The 16,662-nt window shown below is 58.4% G+C and carries 16 protein-coding genes and 1 tRNA gene; 4 read left to right on the forward strand and 13 right to left on the reverse strand.

Annotation, left to right across the window (positions count from 1 at the left end; genetic code table 11):
• Positions 1-68: 68 nt before the first annotated feature.
• Both MHX61_RS07735 and MHX61_RS07740 read right to left on the reverse strand, forming a co-directional pair.
• Positions 69-905, reverse strand: coding sequence for a tRNA (adenine-N1)-methyltransferase (locus MHX61_RS07735; RefSeq protein ID WP_239193930.1), 837 nt, complete (start codon positions 903-905; stop codon positions 69-71).
• Between the two features lie 28 nt (positions 906-933).
• Positions 934-2,187, reverse strand: a complete 1,254-nt coding sequence (locus MHX61_RS07740) for a M18 family aminopeptidase (protein WP_239193932.1) — start codon at positions 2,185-2,187, stop codon at positions 934-936.
• Positions 2,188-2,233: 46 nt separating this feature from the next.
• On the opposite strand from MHX61_RS07740, the gene MHX61_RS07745 reads away from it, so the two are divergent.
• On the forward strand, positions 2,234-3,064 hold the full coding sequence (locus tag MHX61_RS07745; RefSeq protein WP_239193934.1) for a RecB family exonuclease: 831 nt from the start codon (positions 2,234-2,236) through the stop codon (positions 3,062-3,064).
• Positions 3,065-3,076: 12 nt separating this feature from the next.
• Here the strand turns inward: MHX61_RS07745 and MHX61_RS07750 are convergent, their stop codons facing one another.
• The 9 genes from MHX61_RS07750 to MHX61_RS07790 form a co-directional block, all read right to left on the reverse strand.
• Positions 3,077-4,744 carry a formate--tetrahydrofolate ligase gene (locus MHX61_RS07750; RefSeq protein WP_239193936.1) on the reverse strand — a complete coding sequence of 556 codons (1,668 nt, stop codon included), beginning with the start codon at positions 4,742-4,744 and terminating at the stop codon, positions 3,077-3,079.
• Positions 4,745-4,882: 138 nt separating this feature from the next.
• On the reverse strand, positions 4,883-6,190 hold the full coding sequence (locus MHX61_RS07755; protein WP_204609056.1) for an anaerobic C4-dicarboxylate transporter: 1,308 nt from the start codon (positions 6,188-6,190) through the stop codon (positions 4,883-4,885).
• Between the two features lie 352 nt (positions 6,191-6,542).
• Positions 6,543-8,102 carry an aspartate ammonia-lyase gene (aspA, locus tag MHX61_RS07760; protein ID WP_150850328.1) on the reverse strand — a complete coding sequence of 520 codons (1,560 nt, stop codon included), beginning with the start codon at positions 8,100-8,102 and terminating at the stop codon, positions 6,543-6,545.
• A gap of 110 nt (positions 8,103-8,212) precedes the next feature.
• A complete protein-coding gene (hisG, locus tag MHX61_RS07765) occupies positions 8,213-9,058 on the reverse strand; it encodes an ATP phosphoribosyltransferase (RefSeq protein ID WP_239193938.1) in 846 nt (281 codons plus the stop codon).
• A 29-nt stretch (positions 9,059-9,087) separates the two neighbouring features.
• Complete coding sequence (locus tag MHX61_RS07770) at positions 9,088-9,351, reverse strand: phosphoribosyl-ATP diphosphatase (protein WP_204609052.1); 264 nt, start codon at positions 9,349-9,351, stop codon at positions 9,088-9,090.
• A gap of 52 nt (positions 9,352-9,403) precedes the next feature.
• Positions 9,404-10,126, reverse strand: coding sequence for an HAD family phosphatase (locus MHX61_RS07775; protein ID WP_316987296.1), 723 nt, complete (start codon positions 10,124-10,126; stop codon positions 9,404-9,406).
• 128 nt (positions 10,127-10,254) lie between these two features.
• Positions 10,255-10,638, reverse strand: a complete 384-nt coding sequence (locus tag MHX61_RS07780; protein ID WP_005324796.1) for a hypothetical protein — start codon at positions 10,636-10,638, stop codon at positions 10,255-10,257.
• A gap of 24 nt (positions 10,639-10,662) precedes the next feature.
• Positions 10,663-11,901 carry a cysteine--1-D-myo-inosityl 2-amino-2-deoxy-alpha-D-glucopyranoside ligase gene (gene mshC, locus MHX61_RS07785; RefSeq protein ID WP_239193940.1) on the reverse strand — a complete coding sequence of 413 codons (1,239 nt, stop codon included), beginning with the start codon at positions 11,899-11,901 and terminating at the stop codon, positions 10,663-10,665.
• A gap of 25 nt (positions 11,902-11,926) precedes the next feature.
• Positions 11,927-12,781, reverse strand: a complete 855-nt coding sequence (locus MHX61_RS07790; RefSeq protein ID WP_239193942.1) for an undecaprenyl-diphosphate phosphatase — start codon at positions 12,779-12,781, stop codon at positions 11,927-11,929.
• A 66-nt stretch (positions 12,782-12,847) separates the two neighbouring features.
• Between MHX61_RS07790 and MHX61_RS07795 the strand changes: the two genes are divergently transcribed.
• Positions 12,848-13,894, forward strand: a complete 1,047-nt coding sequence (locus tag MHX61_RS07795) for a hypothetical protein (RefSeq protein ID WP_239193944.1) — start codon at positions 12,848-12,850, stop codon at positions 13,892-13,894.
• Between the two features lie 4 nt (positions 13,895-13,898).
• On the forward strand, positions 13,899-15,014 hold the full coding sequence (locus MHX61_RS07800) for a quinone-dependent dihydroorotate dehydrogenase (protein ID WP_239193946.1): 1,116 nt from the start codon (positions 13,899-13,901) through the stop codon (positions 15,012-15,014).
• Between the two features lie 90 nt (positions 15,015-15,104).
• Here the strand turns inward: MHX61_RS07800 and MHX61_RS07805 are convergent, their stop codons facing one another.
• The gene (locus tag MHX61_RS07805; protein ID WP_239193948.1) at positions 15,105-15,497 is read right to left on the reverse strand and encodes a hypothetical protein; all 393 of its coding nucleotides are present in this window, start codon (positions 15,495-15,497) and stop codon (positions 15,105-15,107) included.
• Entirely contained in the window at positions 15,497-16,036 is a 540-nt protein-coding gene (locus tag MHX61_RS07810; RefSeq protein WP_005324806.1) for a YbhB/YbcL family Raf kinase inhibitor-like protein, read from the reverse strand. The genes MHX61_RS07805 and MHX61_RS07810 overlap by 1 nt, the downstream gene beginning before the upstream one ends.
• A 227-nt stretch (positions 16,037-16,263) precedes the next feature.
• Here MHX61_RS07810 and MHX61_RS07815 point away from each other — a divergent pair.
• A tRNA-Leu gene (locus MHX61_RS07815) sits at positions 16,264-16,349 on the forward strand.
• Positions 16,350-16,662 lie beyond the last annotated feature (313 nt).

Raw genomic sequence — 16,662 nt, forward strand, 5'->3', positions numbered from 1 at the left:
GGCTCAGCCGGCGAAAGAGGGCACTTGCGTTTTAAATTCTGGGCGCTGAGATGAGCCTATTTCCAGTTTTACTTGCGGGCGCGGCGCTGCGGGCGCGGCGGAGTGACGCCATCGGCCAAGCGGCGGGTCCAGATAAGGAAGGCGGTATGCGCATTCATGCGGTGCTCCGGGCGGGTAGCCAGGCCTTCGACCTTCCATTCGCGCACCAGTGATTCCCAGGCCTTAGGCTCGGTAAAGCACTTGAGCTCGCGAATTCCTTCCATGACCTTCATCAATTGCGGCACCGTTGCCACGTAGGTCATGAACACTCCGCCAGGGATCAGAAGATCGCGCACGGTCTCCAGGTGCTCCCAGGGCTCGAGCATATCGAGGATTACGCGGTCAACTGGACCGCCCACGTCCTCGGCGGTGACATCTCCTAAATCGCCGAGGCGCGGCGACCACCACTCGGGTTGCTCGCCAAAGTATTCCTTGACGTTATCTACCGCATACTCGAGGTGGTCATCGCGCACCTCATAGGAATACACATGCCCCTCTGGGCCCACGGCGCGTAGCAGGGACATGGACAGCGCACCCGAACCGGCGCCGGCCTCGAGCACGCGCGCACCCATGAAGATATCGCCCTCTACCAAAATCTGCGCCGCATCCTTGGGGTAGATCACCGCTGCACCGCGCGGCATCGACAGCACGTGATCCACCATCAGGTGACGGAAAAGGAGGAAGGAGGAGCCAAGGGTGGACTCAATAACCGAGCCCTCGTCCATACCCACGATGTCATCATGGTTAATGATGCCCTTGTGGGAGTGGAACTGGCCTCCTTCTTCCAGAATGACCGTGTAGTGGCGCCGCTTGGCGTCGGTAAGCTGCACGCGGTCGCCATAGGCAAAGGGGCCGGAATAAGCCATGTCTCAAGACTCCTCGAGGTTGCGGTTACTATCCCACCAAGTATGCCTCAAGTGCCTGCGCGAGCCATACTTGGTCCCGCTCGCCCACCATTTCACGCGCCGAGTGCATAGACAGCATGGGCACGCCTACATCCACGGTATCGATGCCCAAACGCGTCGCTGTAATGGGACCAATGGTCGAGCCGCAGGGCACATCATTATTGCCCACAAACCGCTGCACCGGCACGCCTGCCTTCTCGCACGCTGCTTCCCACAACGCCACCGTGGTGGCATCGGAGGCATAGCGCTGGTTGCCGTTGATCTTGGTCACCGGGCCCTTGCCGATGATCGGGTGGTGCGTGGGATCGTGCTTGCCCACGTAATTAGGGTGCACTGAATGCGCCGCATCGGCCGAGACACAGCTCGAGCGGGAGAACATCTGAAAGCGTTCCTCCTCGTTGGCCCCCAGCGCCCGAGCCGTGCGGGTAAGTACATCCGCCAGGATGGGACCGCCCGCACCGTAGCGCGAGCTGGATCCTACCTCTTCATGGTCAAAGGCCATCATGACCAAGATATCGTTTCCGCGATAACTCTCGGCGGCCTTCTTCATCGCCTCCAACGAGGCATGCACGGAAGACAGGTTATCCATGCGTCCGGCCGCGATGAACTGCTCGCCGGCGCCAAAGACTTCGCCGCGAGCAGCATCGGCCGTAATCAGGTTAAAGGAAGCAATATCCTGCTTGGCGACGCCCACCTTCTCCCCCACTACCTGCAAAATGGACGCCTCCGGGTCACCCACACTCAAAACCGGCTGCATGTTGTGCTGGCGATCCGGCTTAAACTCGTCCTTACGGTAGAGGTGAATTGCCAGGGACGGAAGGCGCAGTACCGGGCCAGTATTGACCAAGTGGCGCGAGCCATCCTTGCTAATGATCTGCCCGGCAACGGTCAGCTCCCGGTCAAACCAGGTATGCAGCAGCGCACCGCCATAGATCTCCACTGCCACCTGCTGCCAGCCGGCTGCGGAAAAGTCCGGCGTGGGCTTAAGAACCAAGCCCGGCGAGTCCGTATGCGACCCCACGATGCGGAAACCAGAATTCTTATCCGCGCCCTCTGGCACGTACCACGCCGCTACCGCGCCGCCGCGCACCATGACGTGGCCGCCAGGCGCAGCGGACCACTGCGTTCCCTCATCCTGCACCTCAAATCCCGCCTCACGCAGCTGGCGGGATACCTCATCGGCAGCGTGGTACGAAGAAGGAGAAGCAGCAATGAAATCTAGGAAATCTGCGGTATAACTCATACCTCCTAGCTTGCCACGAAACGCGCGGCGATAGGCTAGATACACCATGGCTACTTCATCTACACCCCGCCCACTCGCCTTGTCGCCCTCGCGCGCCTCCGACTATAAGCAGTGCCCGTTGCTCTATCGCTTCCGCGCGATTGACAAGTTGCCCGAGCCCAAGACCATCGCGCAGGTCAAAGGAACCCTCGTGCACGCCGTCCTGGAAGAGATGCACAAGCTACCGCGCGACGAGCGCACCTATCCTGCCGCAGTGAAGATGATTAAGCCCTCTTGGGCAGAGATGACCGCTAAAGACGAAGAACTTCTAGAGCTCGTGCCAGAAGAAGACACCTACGACTTCTTCGTCGCTGCCAGAGATCTGCTCAAAGGCTATTTCCAGATGGAAAATCCGCAAGGCTTTGATTGCCAAGAAACCGAGATGTACGTCAACACGGTTCTGCCCAACGGCGTCCCCGTCCGCGGCTTCATCGACCGCGTGGACCGCGCCCCAACCGGCGAGGTCCGAGTCGTGGATTATAAGACCGGCAAGAAGCCACTTCCCCGCTATTCCCAGGATGCACAGTTCCAGATGCGCTTTTATGCGCTGGTCTACTGGCGCATTCTAGGCACCATTCCCCACCAGTTGCGCCTGATGTACCTCAAGGTGTTGGACTCGATGTTTCTTAGCCCAAACCGTGAGGAGCTCGAATACTTCGAGCGTGATCTCGGCGAATTGTGGGCCAAGATTGAGGCCGATGGGCGCGCCGGGGACTTCCGCCCGAAGCCGTCTAAGCTGTGCGGTTGGTGCGCCCACCAGGATCTCTGCCCCGAGTTTGGTGGCACTCCGCCGCAGTACCCGGGCTGGCCGGGCTCAGCGGCGGATACAAAGGCCTAGCGCCCCACCCGCCTAAAAGAGGCCCGAAATGGTGCCCTGCTTATCGACGTCGATCTTATTCGCCGCCGGCTTCTTAGGCAGGCCCGGCATCGTCATAACGTTGCCCGTTAGCACGACGATAAATCCCGAACCGGTGCGCGGCAGCAATTCGCGCACATGCAGCGTATGTCCTTCCGGCGCTCCCAATGCGGAGGCATCATCGCTAAAGGAGTATTGCGTCTTCGAAATAACCACGGGCAGCTTATCCCAGCCATTGTCCTGGATGTACCTCAGATCCTTGAGCGCCTTTGCCCCGTACTCCACACGGTCTGCGCGATAGATCTCGCGAGCGATGGTCTCGATGGAAGCCTCGATTCCCGCCTGCGGATCGTAGAGCTGCTTGGCGCCGCCCTGCAGGTTCTCCAGCAAGGTCTCTGCCAGCGTGGTAGCGCCCGCGCCGCCCTCGGCCCACACGTTGGCTTCCTCCAAGGCCACGCCGAAATCTTCAGCCCACTGCTGCATGAACTCGCGTTCTGCTTCGGTATCGGACCAGAAGAGGTTGAGCGCTACTACCGGTTTGATCCCGAACTTGCGCAGGTTTTCTACGTGGCGCTCTAGGTTGACTATGCCCGCCTTGAGGGCGTCCAGGTTTTCCTCGGTGAGCTTATCCTTGGCCACACCGCCGTTGTATTTCTGCGAGCGGATGGTGGCAACGACTACGGCGCCAGCAACATCTAGGTCGCCAAAGCGCGCCTTGATGTCGACGAATTTTTCTCCGCCTAGGTCGGAACCGAAGCCGGCCTCGCTTAAGACGATATCGCCGAATTGGAGCGCGGTTTGGGTTGCCAGCAGGGAGTTGCAACCGTGCGCAATATTGGCGAATGGCCCACCGTGTACCAAGGCCGGCACGCTGCCAAGGGTCTGAACCAGGTTGGGGTTGAGGGCATCACGCATGAGCGCCGTGAGCGCCCCCTCCGCATTCAAGTCGCGCGCAGTAACAGGGCGCTGATCATAGGTGAAGCCGATGGTGATATCGCCGAGGCGCTTCTTTAGGTCATCGAGGTTCGTGGCCAAGCACAGGATTGCCATGATTTCGGAGGCCGCGGTAATGGTGAAACCGGTTTCTGCAGGCACACCGTGAGCTGGCCCGCCCAGACCGGTCACCACGTTGCGCAGGGCACGGTCGTTGACGTCCATGCACCGCTGCCATGTCACGCGCCGCGGGTCGATGCCCAAGGCGTTGCCTTGATGGATGTGGTTATCAATGATGGCGGCCAGGGTATTGGTTGCAGAGGTAATGGCGTGAAAATCGCCGGTGAAGTGAAGATTGATGTCTTCCATGGGGACGATCTGTGCATAGCCGCCGCCAGCCGCGCCGCCCTTAATACCCATCACTGGTCCTTGGGAGGGCTCGCGCAGGGCAACGATGGCCTTCTTGCCCAACTGATCTAGGGCGTCGGTAAGGCCGATGAGCACGGTGGACTTGCCCTCGCCGGCAGGTGTGGGCGATACACCGGTGACAAGCACCAGCTTGCCCTGGTTTTCCTTGGAATAGTCAACCTTGGTGATATCGACTTTGGCTTTGGTGGTGCCGTAGGGAATCACGGCGTCGGCAGGAATGCCTGCCTTGGCCGCGATCTCCACGATTGGCTGCAGGTGGTGAGCTTGGGCAATTTCAACATCGGATGGCTGAGTAGTCATGTTCTTAGCCTACCGAGCTCGGGAGTTAAATAACCCGCATTTTTCCAAGAAAGTGAAGTGAATCAATCTCCCTATTTACGCTGCGATCCAAAAAGGCGCCCTACAGGGCGCCTTTCAGGTGAACTTGTCGTCTATCTCTTAAAGGATGACCAGGCCGAATGCGTAGCCCAAGAGGACAGAAACCACAATGCTGACCGTGCCAGGGATAAGGAATGGGTGGTTGAATACAGCCTTGCCGATTCGAGTCGAACCTGTATCGTCCATCTCCACCGCTGCCAGCAGCGTTGGGTAGGTCGGCAGGATGAATAGAGCCGAGACGGCCGGGAAAGCAGCGACTGCGGTAAGGGGGCTTACGCCCAGAGCCAGGGCTGCTGGCATGAGGGCCTTGGTCGTAGCGGCCTGCGAGTACAGCAACGCTGCGGCGAAGAACAAGACCACCGCGAGCAACCACGGCGAAGACTCAATAACGCTGCCAGCCATAGACTGAATATCGTCCATGTAGTGGTTGATAAGGCTGGTGCCCAACCATGCAACGCCAAGCACACAAATACATGCGGACATACCGGACTTAAATACCGGGGTATTGAGAACATCTCCGGCCGGGACCTTCGTCATCATGACGATGATGGTGGCCGCGGTGAGCATAACCGTCATAATGGCTTCATTACGTGGCAGGGTTGGTTCTGCAATGAGGCCGACCTGCTCCGAGGTCAGCGTGGCCCAGGCCATCACGATGACGATGGCTACCAGGAAAACCAGAACAGAGGCCTTGGCACCCTTCTGCGGCGCGAAGTTTTCAGCGCCAAGTGGCTCCTTAACCAAGCCTTGCGCCTTGCGCTCCTGGTACACCGGGTCATCTTCTAGTTCCTTGCCAAACTTATTAGCAATCCACGCAGCTGGGAAGATAGACAGGAATGTTGCCGGAATGACGACTGCTAGCACCTGCAAATAGCCCGCGCCGGCTGGCTCCAACAGGCTGGCTAGGAGAACCACTGCGGCAGAAATAGGCGAGGCACAAATAGCCATCTGGGAGGCAACTACCGCAATGGAAAGCGGGCGTGAAGGGCGAACCTTTCCTTCTTTAGCTACCTCGACAATGACCGGTAGCGTGGAGAATGCAGTGTGGCCGGTACCGGCCAGCACTGTCATCAACCACGTAACGATAGGCGCGTAGAACGTAATCCGCTTTGGGTTCTTGCGCAGAAACTTTTCTGCAATGTGCACCAGGTAGTCCATGCCACCAGCCCTCTGCATCGCGGCGATGGCGGCAATAACGGTCATGATGATACCGATGACATCGAACGGGATGTCTTCCCTAGTAACCGGGACACCGGTAAGACCAAGGGCCAGCACACCGAGGCCGCCGGCCATACCGATACCAATTGACCCAATCCTCGCGCCCAGGAAGATGGCGGCGAGAACGATGACTATATGAACAATAACCATGGACATACTCCATACGCTCTGTATGCAAACTAAGGGCACGCATCTCCATACAGAGTGCATGCCGTCCTCAACATCTTCTATTTTGCACCTGTCACGTCGATTTATTCACTCGAATTGTCCGTTTGTGTTGATTCCCACATGTATTTAGCGTCTCGTTATAAGACGGTCGGTATCCTTCTCCGCATTCTCCCTGCACAGGGACGTAAAAGGAAACTAGCAACCGCCGATTCCAAACACGCAAAAGACCCCCGCGGCCTTCGCCAGATTTCCTTCTCATGAAGTGAAAGTGGCAAAGACCGTGGGGCCTAAGATGCGGGGCGCTATACCCTACTGCTTCTCAAAAGCCGCGACTTTAGTCCTCGTCGATGAAGAGCTGACCGCGGAACTCTGGGTGCATGAGGTTTTCAACGGACAGGACCTTGTTCAAGGTTGCTTCATCCAGCAGGCCCTTCTCCAGGACGAGTTCCTTGACGCCCTTGCCGGTCTCCAGGGACTCCTTGGCAATCAGGTCACCGTTGTGGTGGCCGATGAACGGGTTGAGGTAGGTGACGATACCGATGGAGTTTTCCACGTAGGCACGGCAGACATCCGGGTTGGCGGTGATTCCGGTGACGCACTTTTCGCGCAGGGCATCGACGGCGTTACCCATGATGCGAATGGACTGGAACAGTGCCTCGCCGATGACCGGCTCCATGACGTTGAGCTGCAGCTGACCAGCCTCAGCGGCCATGGTGACGACGTGGTCATTGCCGAAGATCTTGAAGCAGGTCTGGTTCACAACCTCCGGGATAACTGGGTTAACCTTACCCGGCATGATGGAGGAGCCGGCCTGACGGGCAGGCAGGTTGATTTCAGCCAGGCCAGCGCGTGGGCCGGAAGACAGCAGGCGCAGGTCATTACAGATCTTGGCGAGCTTCATCGCGGCGCGCTTGATGGTGGCGTGCAGCAGCACGTATGCACCACAGTCAGAGGTTGCCTCAATGAGATCGCGGGCGGTCTTCATTTCCAGGCCGGTGACCTCAGACAGAGCTGCGGTGACCTGGTGGCGGTAGCCGGCCGGGGTGTTCACGCCGGTGCCGATTGCGGTTGCGCCCAAGTTGATCTCGAGTAGGCGGCGCTGGGCATCGCGCAGCAATGCCTGCTCCTCGTTCAGGTTATTGGCAAAGCCCTTGAACTCATCGCCCAAGGTCATCGGAACCGCATCCTGAAGCTGAGTACGACCCATCTTCAGGATGTCCTGGAACTCATTGCCCTTGACCTGGAATGCGGCACGCAAGCCATCCATGCGCTCAATGAGGTGGTCAACTGCTGCGTGCAGACCCAAGCGGAAGCCGGTCGGGTAAGCATCGTTGGTGGACTGGGACATGTTCACATCATCATTCGGGTTGATGATGTCATAGGAGCCCTTCTCCTCACCGAGGTACTCCAGTGCGAGGTTGGCAACAACCTCGTTGGTGTTCATGTTCAGCGAGGTACCAGCGCCACCCTGGAAAACGTCCAGCGGGAACTGATCCATGCAGCGACCCTCTTCCAGGATCTGGTCACAGGCCCAGATGATGGCTTCAGCCTTCTTCTTCGGCAGTACGTGCAGGCGGCGGTTCGCCATGGCGGCCGCCTTCTTGACCTGGACCATTCCGCGAATGAAGTGCGGGATGGTGTTGATGGTCACGTAAGAAATCTGGAAGTTGTCCATGGCGCGTACGGTGTGCACACCGTAGTAAGCGTCAGCGGGAACCTCCAAAGAACCAAGAAGGTCGGTCTCGGTGCGAGTCTTCTTGCTGGAGTTCTTAGGTGCCTTTTGTTCGGCCACCTTCTGCTGTGCGGCGTGAGTGGAAGTGTCAGCTTCCTTCTTCTTCACGTCCTTTGCTGCAGACTTGGTGTCCTTTTCTTCTTTCTTAGAGGACTTTGCCATGATGGCTCGGCTCCTTTGCCTGTCGAGACTTATATTCGAATGAGTAACCTCAAGCGCTAATGTTAGCCACGACTGAATCTATTTGGGCCGACCCAGAGAAATTGATCCCCCTAAAAGCGGGCGATGCGCAAATCGGAAGCCAAAATTGCCTCCGCTCCAAGTTGGGAAAGTCGGTCCATGACTTGGTTAGCTTGCTTCTTCGGAACCATCGCTCGCACTGCCACCCAATTCTCGCGCGCCAACGGCGACACCGTAGGACCGGTCAATCCTGGAGTAATACCAGCGGCTGCGTCGAGGTTGGATTGAGCGATGTTGTAGTCGATCATTAAATATGTTCGAGCGTGCAGAATTCCCTGAATGCGGTCGAGCACTACCTGCTCTTCCTCGGTGACATCTACCCCGGTGCGCTTAATCACTACCGCCTCGGACTCAATGATCGGCTTCCCGAACGGCGCTAAGCCTTGCTGACGCAAAGTAGTACCAGTTGACACGACATCAGCAATAACATCGGCAACCCCTAGCCGGATGGAGATCTCTACGGCGCCGTCCAATCGAATAACATCGGCCTCAATCCCATGTGCGGCAAGGTTGGCACGGACGAGATTGGGGTACGACGTCGCGATCCGCCGCCCGGCTAGTTGAGAGATATCCCACTCCTCCCCTTGCGGGGCTGCGTACCGGAACGTGGACCCACCAAAGCCTAACGGCAGCACTTCATCAAAGTTCGCTTTAGAGTCAAGCGCCAAGTCCCGGCCCGTAATGCCTAGGTCTAAGACGCCGCGGGCAACATAGATGGCGATGTCTTTTGGTCGCAGGAAAAAGAACTCAACTCCGTTATCGGAATCCACTACGTTGAGCGCCTTGGAATGCCCGCGGCCCTTATAACCGGCCTCTGTAAGGATCTCCACGGCAGCTTCTGACAACGAGCCCTTATTCGGTACAGCAATCTTGATCATGCGGATCCTTCCATCCTGTGGGGTGTTGCCTAGAGGTACTTATAAAGGTCTTCAGGGGTAAGTCCGCGCTTAAGCATCATGACCTGAGTCCAATAAAGCAGCTGGGACATCTCTTCCGCCAGCTCATCGTCGGACTGATATTCTGCGGCGATCCATACTTCCCCGGCTTCTTCGATGATCTTTTTACCGATGAAATGCTCGCCTTTATCCAGCGCGGCAACGGTGCCAGAACCAGCTGGACGCTGGTCGGCCTTCTCGGCTAACTCGGCAAAAAGAGTCTCAAAGTTCTTCACGTCTACCTATTGTTCCACAGGTAGTTAGAGAATGTAGGGGAACTCTGAATTTCTACTGCCCCGCCGAAATCTTAGCGAACCACTCATATACGTCGGTGGCCTTAGCCCCAGCGAGATGCCGCGAATCGCGGAGGCGAGAAATTTCGGTGACCTCTGGCGGTATCTCAACCTGGTTATCTTCTGGCAGTCCGATCACCGCACAGCCGGCATCGACTGCGGCGCGCATGCCGGTTGCGGAATCTTCGAAAACTAAGCAATCCGCGGGATCTGCTCCGATGCGTCGGGCGGCCTCGCGGTACATATCCGGCGCTGGTTTGCCGGCGGGAACCTCATCCCCGCAGATAGTATCGACGAAATAGTCCCGCCCCAACGCAGTGATGGCAGCGTCAGCGACATTGCGCTCGGTATTCGTCGTGACCATCATGGGCACCCCATCGGCTTTCAGTTCCTCAAGCAGTGTAGGGATTCCCGGGAAGATCTCCAGCTGACGAGCAAAAAGGCCTTTGACGTAGTCGAACATTCGGGCGCGGTAACGCTCGCTGTCACCGGGTTGCAGCGTCACCTCCGCATTATCCGCACAGATTGCCAGGGTGGTATCAAAGGTCGCGCCCACAGTAGCTAGGCGCTGGGTGGGAGTGAGCCGTTTGCCCAGCAGTTCTGAAAGATAAAATGTTGCCTCCGCCCAGAGGGGCTCCGAATTGGTGAGGGTGCCATCCATATCCCAGAAGATGGCGGCGGGCTTAGTCAGGTTGGAAGCGGCGGTGGAGTGCGGCACGAGAATAAAGCTAGCTTTCTCTTTCAGGAAGGAAATAGTGTCACCGTCTACAGTGCAAGCACACGGCGGGGAAGTGCCAGCCGCGCAGTTAGCGCGAGCTGGCACTTACTAAGGCGGAAGGGTCTGAACTAAAAGTCCAGTTCCGGAATCTGCGAGAGGGCTTCGTCGTCCGCTCCGGTGGCCGCGCTGGCGTTATAAATAAGCTCAGAGAGCTCTTCCTTTTCCTCTGGCTCGAGAACGGCATCGTGCTGAGCGCGATTAAAATCTGCCAACTTACGAACGGTCTTGGACAAGACGGTGACCAACTGTGGTCCGTCTGGATCGTCCGGAAGAGCATCCAGCCCATCGAGCATCTGCTCAAGGTGGCCGCGCAGCTCTGGGAGGACGTTGGCGTCAAACGGTGCCTCCCAAAACTCCTTTTCCTCTTCCTTGAGGTAATCGCCGGTGGCGAAGGACTTCAGGTCACTAATGAACTCATCTACGGTGGGCTGGAAATCGGCGCGAATGCTCATGCTGTAGATACTGCCCTATCTTGCCTAAGCCCGCACGCCGAGGAGCGAATTTAGTGCGGTGCGAACCAAATCGGCTGCGCCGTCCTCGTCCGTGCCACGGTCGGCCTCTGCCCACTCATCCACGGCAGCGAGCGCTGCCGGGGTATCCAGGTCGTTCGCAATTGCGGCACGCAGCTTGGCGACGACCTCTTCGGCCCCTGCCATGCTTCCCGGTTGCTCAAGGGCCTCCCGCCATGCGGCGAGGCGGCGCTTAGCGCCGTCGAGCACCTCGTCGGACCAGTCGCGCTCGTTGCGGTAATGGCCTGCGAAGACGCCCAAGCGGATAGCGGAGGGATCCTCACCCGCTCCGACGAGCTTATGAACGAAGACGAGGTTGCCCAAGGACTTAGACATCTTGACCCCGTCGAGGCCAATCATGCCGGTATGCACGTAGAACTGTGCCATGCGATCAACGTTGAGGGCGGCCTCGGCGTGGGCAGCGGAAAATTCATGGTGTGGGAACTTCAGGTCGCTGCCGCCACCCTGGATATCAAAGGTTGATCCCAAGCGGTTGGTGGCGATGGCGGAACATTCAATATGCCAGCCTGGGCGGCCAGGCCCAAAGGGCGAATCCCATGCCGGCTCGCCCTCGCGGTGGGCACGCCAGATGAGTGCGTCGAGCGGATTCTTCTTCCCTGGGCGGTCGGGGTCGCCGCCGCGCTCGGCAAAGAAGGTGCGCATCTCTTCGGCAGAGTAATTGGACTCATAACCAAAGTGCTCGGTGGCTTCGATGGAGGCGTAGATATCTGGGTGCTCGGGGTCGTCTACGACGTAGGCCGCTCCGGCGTCGAGAAGCTTCTGCACCATCTCCACGATTTCATCGACGGCTTCCATGGCGCCGATATAGTCCTGCGGAGGGAAAACGGAGAGCAGCTCCATATCGGAACGGAAGAGATCAATTTGAGAAGTGCCGAGCTCACGCCAATCTACACCGTCGCGGTCGGCACGTTCGAATAGCGGATCATCGACGTCGGTGATGTTTTGGACGTAGTGAACCTTCTTCCCGGCATCCAGGAACGCACGGTAGATAAGGTCAAAGGTCAGGTAGGTGGCGGCATGGCCCAAGTGGGTGGAGTCATAGGGCGTGATGCCACACACGTACATGGTGGCGGTATCCCCTGCGACCTCTACGGGAGCGATGGTTTGGTTCGCAGAATCGTACAAGCGCAGCTGTGCCGCATCACCCGGCACAGGACGGAAGGAAGGTGTTGGCCAAGAATGCATAGCCACCATACTAACGCGGCGTGCCTTAGAGCGGCTGCAGGACTCCCAATGCCAAGAGGATCATGACGAGCACGCCGACCGGGATGCGGTAAGCGGCAAACCAAGAGAAGGAGTGGTTGCCCACAAACTTCAGCAGCCACGCAATGGAGGCGTAGCCCAGTAGAAAGGCGATGCCGGTGCCGACGAGAAGCTGCAAGCCGGAGGCGGACTGGCCGGATTCGGGAGAAAAGGCGTCGGGAAGCGAGAAAAGGCCCGAAGCCAGCACGGCTGGAATGGCGAGCAAGAAGCTAAAGCGAGTAGCCACCTCGCGGTCCAGTCCCAGGAATAGACCACCGGAAATGGTGCCGCCGGAGCGGGAGACACCCGGGATGAGCGCCAAGCATTGGCAAAGGCCCATAATAATGGCGTCTTTCATGGTCAATTGGTCAAATCCGCGATCCTTCTTACCGATTTTTTCCGCGGCGATGAAGACGAAGGAAAAGAGGATGAGCATTGCGGCGGTAATCCACAGGTTGCGCAGGGCGCCGCGAATAGCATCCTCGAATGCGAGGCCGATAATTCCGATGGGAATGGAACCCACGATGACCATCCAGCCCATGCGCCAGTCCTGGCCGCGAGAGGACTTATCGGCCCAGCCGCGGAACCAGCCGGAGAGAATCTGCCAAATCATTGGGGCGAAATAGACCAGTACAGCCAGCTCCGTTCCCAGCTGGATAACTGCGGTGAAGGACGCGCCGGCGTCGTTGCCCCAAAAAAGCTCGGAAACAATGCGCAGGTGACCGGAGGAACTTACCGGAAGAAACTCGGTAAGCCCCTGCACGATGGACAAAACAATGACCTGCGCCCAAGAAACAGCGTCAGTTGCGGTATTAGAAATCACCCGCTTCACACTACAGCCGCGCTGGGCTTCGGGTTTTTACAACGCGCGCTGTTAGGATTAGTAGCCGTGAAATCTCAATCCGGCTCCGCACTTATCCTTTCCAGTTTGCTGGCGCTTAGCGCCACCGCGTTGACCGCCTGCCAGTCCGAAGTGGGCGTGGGCGCCGATCCAGAGACCGCGGTCAAGGGCAATGCCACACCAGCGGCCTCCCCGGCTAAGGCGGATGCGGAAGGCACTGTGGTCAACCTTAAGGCAGACATCACTGACCTTGCCGCCTTTGATGACTCACTGGCAGTGCGCACCAAGGACGAGCTTCTCATCGGTAGCCAGAAGGATTTTGAAGGGGAGAAGGCTACCTCGCTAGACATTTCTGCGGAGTGTGGTGACCTTAGTTCTTCGGAGTCGGGCTTCGTGCTCGCTTGCCCAGATAAGGTTCTCCTCATCGATCCCGCTTCCCCGGATTCTCCCCAAGAGGTCGATATGGAAGAGGACTCCCCCGTCACCGCCGCCACCCAGCTATCCAGCGGCGAGATCTTTGCCACCTCGGCCGATTCCACCACGGTAGGCATCTATAAGGACGGCAAGCGCGACGGAGACATCGAAGTGGAAGCCGGCTCGGACCAGCTATTGGCCGTGCCCAATTCCTCAGGCGATGACGGAGTGGTGCGCATCCACCGAGAGGATTCCACCATCCAAAACGTGGACTGGACGAATGATCGCGCGGGCGGCCGATTGCGCGTGGGCCAGGGAGTCGGCAGCATCGCGGTGGGCGATAACGGCGTGGTCCTCGCCTCCGATACCGAGGGCGGCCGCTTGGCCGTCTACACCTCCGATGACGTCGTCCGCCTGCACCAATACGGCAACGTAGAGGGCACCCCATGGGGCGTAGCCTGGGACAATAAGCGCAATCTGGCGTGGGTGAGCGCCACCGATACCAATAAGGCTCACGCCTATGAAATTGGCAAAGGCGTCCCAGAGCTGCGCGGAAGTCTCTCCACCGTGCCGGATGCGCAGAATATTGCTGTGCTTGGCGACGGCACCTTTGTCGCCGCCTCCGCCACCGGCCACGGGCTGCAGTTCGTGGACACCCCGCACCTGAAGAAGGAGTCTTAACACCATGACCAGCACTATTGACCAATTGCGCGCGCAGGCTTACCAGCTTGCCTTGCGGGGCATGTTCAAACTGAGCCCGGAGCGCATCCACGAGATTATCAACACTGCACTCAGCGGGCTCCAAGCCGCCGGGCCAGCCAACCGGGCGCTGGCAAAGATCCTGCCGGTCAACGATCCGGTCCTGCGCCAAGAGGTCTTCGGAGTAGAATTCCCCCGCCCGTTGGGACTTGCCGCCGGGTTTGATAAAAACGCCGCGGCTGCTGATACGTGGACTCCCATTGGCTTTGGCTTTGCAGAGTTGGGAACCGTCACCGCCCAAGCACAGCCCGGCAATCCTGCTCCGCGACTCTTCCGCCTGAAGGCCGATAAGGCCATCTTGAACCGGATGGGCTTTAACAATAAAGGTGCGGCAGCCGCCGCGGAAAACCTGCGCAAGCGTCGCTACAGCGATGTCATTGGCATCAACATTGGCAAAACCAAAGTCACCCCTGCCGAGCATGCAGTAGAAGACTACCGCCGCTCCGCGTCGGTGTTGGGCGATTTGGCAGATTTCCTGGTGGTCAACGTTTCTTCCCCGAATACCCCGGGTCTGCGCGACCTGCAAGCAGTGGAATCGCTGCGCCCCATTCTCTCCGCCGTGCAAGAATGCACCGCGGTTCCGGTGCTGGTGAAAATTGCCCCAGATCTCTCCGATGCCGACGTTGACGCCGTGGCAGACCTAGCCCTCGAACTAGGCCTCGACGGAATCGTAGCGACAAATACCACCATTTCCCGCGAGGGACTCAAGACCCCCGCCGCCGAGGTAAAGGACATGGGTGCCGGTGGCGTATCCGGCCCTCCGGTAGCCGAGCGATCCCTAGAGGTACTGCGCCGCCTCAATGAGCGAGTCGGCGGCCAGCTCACCCTCATCTCCGTGGGCGGCATCTCCACGCCAGAACAGGCATGGGAGCGCATCACTTCCGGTGCTTCCCTACTGCAGGGATACACCGGTCTCATCTACGGCGGTCCGGACTGGATCCGCGATATCCACCGCGGCATTGCCGCCCAAATCCGTGCCCACGGTTTGAGCAATATTTCCCAGGCGGTTGGCTCTGGTCTTCCTTGGAAGCCCTTGGAGTAGTCCAGCCCAAGGCTTTTCAACACAAGGTCCGCCTACTTCTCCTGCTGCACGCAGAGGAAGTAGGCGGACCCTTTGTCTTTGCTGTGCTGACTAGGTCTGCGCCATAACGCTGCGCCTGAGAACCAGTGCGCACAACACCGCGAAGCCGGCGTAGAACACGACCCAATACTGTGGTTGAGCAAATAAGACATCGCCGGGCACAAAACGGCTGGCTGCAATGATCACAATGGCGATAACCAATGCGGCAACCTGCGCGCGGTTTCCCGCCTGACTTTTGCTCATGGTACTAAAGGCCCCGACGATGACCGCGGCGACAATAATCGCCACTTTGGAATACGTCCATTCGAAATCGGCACCCCAACCATCCGTGAAGACGGAAATTAACGCAAAGAGCACCAACACGAATGCGACCACCATGAAGGCGCCGCCCACCCGCAGCGCCGTCGGCGGGCTAGGCTGCGATGAAGTAGAGCTACTCGCCATTACTTCGCCTCGTACCAGCCCCACAAAATGGCGCGGCCAAGGGCGTGGAAATGCAGGTTGAACCCAAGCACGGTCGGCGAAGCATCTGGGTCGATGTCGAGCTTTTCTACGTCAACTGCGTGGACGGCATAGAGGTAGCGGTGCGGGGCGTGTCCGGCAGGCGGGTTAGCGCCGAAGTAGGTGCGCTCGCCGGAATCGTTGCGCAAGCTGATGACGCCGTCAATACCCAAGTCCTCCGCAGCGCCGGCATTGGTAGGCAGCTCGCTTACCTCGACGGGGATATTGAACGCCGCCCAGTGCCAGAAACCAGACGCCGTTGGCGCATCTGGGTCGAAACAAGTTACGGCCAGGGACTTAGTGCCTTCCGGCAGTCCGGACCACGCAAGCTGCGGCGATACGCTCTCTGGGGCGCGGAGCTTTTCCTGCAGCTCGTCTCCTTCCACCACATCAGTGGACGAGAGAACGAAGGAAGGAACATCGCGCAGCGGCGCGTAAGGGTCTGGTCCAGGAAAGCGGGAATCATCTGCATAAGAAGTCATAGACCCATTTGTACCCCACCTCACAAGCCGATGTCGATGTGGTGTAACCGCCGTGCCCTGCATATTATTTGCCTCACACGCTGAAAGCCCCCACCCAGACTTACAACCATGTACTTCCACACCCCGTTAACCGTAGCTTTTTCACGCCACACGCAGGCGATTTGTAAAGCAAGCCTCGAGCAGGATACAGTATCGGAGTGCCCAGCCGAGAGGCTGATAAACACCCTGCCCGGGTGGCGGAATGGCAGACGCGCTAGCTTGAGGTGCTAGTGTCCTATTAACGGACGTGGGGGTTCAAGTCCCCCCTCGGGCACAAATGTGAAGTCTCGAGACATTGTTCCTATTTCGATGTTTCGAGACTTTCTTCGTTTTGGGGGTTCGTTTTCTAGATTTCGCCGAGTTGGTTGCGGTGGTATTTTTTGGTTTTGTCTAGGTGGTATCGGCCCCAGATTTCGCCTGTGTGGGGGTTAACGGCGGTGATGTCGTTGTTGATGCAGATGAGCATTGGGGTTGCCCGCAAATTGTGGACACGTAGTGGAGCTACCTAGTGGTTAGGCGGCTATTTCTTTTCTGCTGGTGGTTAGACCGATGCGGTTCTCGAAGTCGGCGGGGCTTATCATCCCGAG

Origin of the sequence: Corynebacterium sp. ACRPF (assembly GCF_022347395.1) — a bacterium.
Taxonomy (GTDB): Bacteria; Actinomycetota; Actinomycetes; order Mycobacteriales; family Mycobacteriaceae; genus Corynebacterium; species Corynebacterium tuberculostearicum_D.

Excerpts from the sequence above, each read along its gene's own strand:
- MHX61_RS07735 (WP_239193930.1), bottom strand. The coding sequence starts at position 905 with ATGGCTTATTCCGGCCCCTTTGCCTATGGCGACCGCGTGCAGCTTACC.
- MHX61_RS07740 (WP_239193932.1), bottom strand. The coding sequence starts at position 2,187 with ATGAGTTATACCGCAGATTTCCTAGATTTCATTGCTGCTTCTCCTTCT.
- MHX61_RS07745 (WP_239193934.1), top strand. The coding sequence starts at position 2,234 with ATGGCTACTTCATCTACACCCCGCCCACTCGCCTTGTCGCCCTCGCGC.
- MHX61_RS07750 (WP_239193936.1), bottom strand. The coding sequence starts at position 4,744 with ATGACTACTCAGCCATCCGATGTTGAAATTGCCCAAGCTCACCACCTG.
- MHX61_RS07755 (WP_204609056.1), bottom strand. The coding sequence starts at position 6,190 with ATGGTTATTGTTCATATAGTCATCGTTCTCGCCGCCATCTTCCTGGGC.
- aspA (WP_150850328.1), bottom strand. The coding sequence starts at position 8,102 with ATGGCAAAGTCCTCTAAGAAAGAAGAAAAGGACACCAAGTCTGCAGCA.
- hisG (WP_239193938.1), bottom strand. The coding sequence starts at position 9,058 with ATGATCAAGATTGCTGTACCGAATAAGGGCTCGTTGTCAGAAGCTGCC.
- MHX61_RS07780 (WP_005324796.1), bottom strand. The coding sequence starts at position 10,638 with ATGAGCATTCGCGCCGATTTCCAGCCCACCGTAGATGAGTTCATTAGT.
- mshC (WP_239193940.1), bottom strand. The coding sequence starts at position 11,901 with ATGCATTCTTGGCCAACACCTTCCTTCCGTCCTGTGCCGGGTGATGCG.
- MHX61_RS07800 (WP_239193946.1), top strand. The coding sequence starts at position 13,899 with ATGACCAGCACTATTGACCAATTGCGCGCGCAGGCTTACCAGCTTGCC.
- MHX61_RS07805 (WP_239193948.1), bottom strand. The coding sequence starts at position 15,497 with ATGGCGAGTAGCTCTACTTCATCGCAGCCTAGCCCGCCGACGGCGCTG.
- MHX61_RS07810 (WP_005324806.1), bottom strand. The coding sequence starts at position 16,036 with ATGACTTCTTATGCAGATGATTCCCGCTTTCCTGGACCAGACCCTTAC.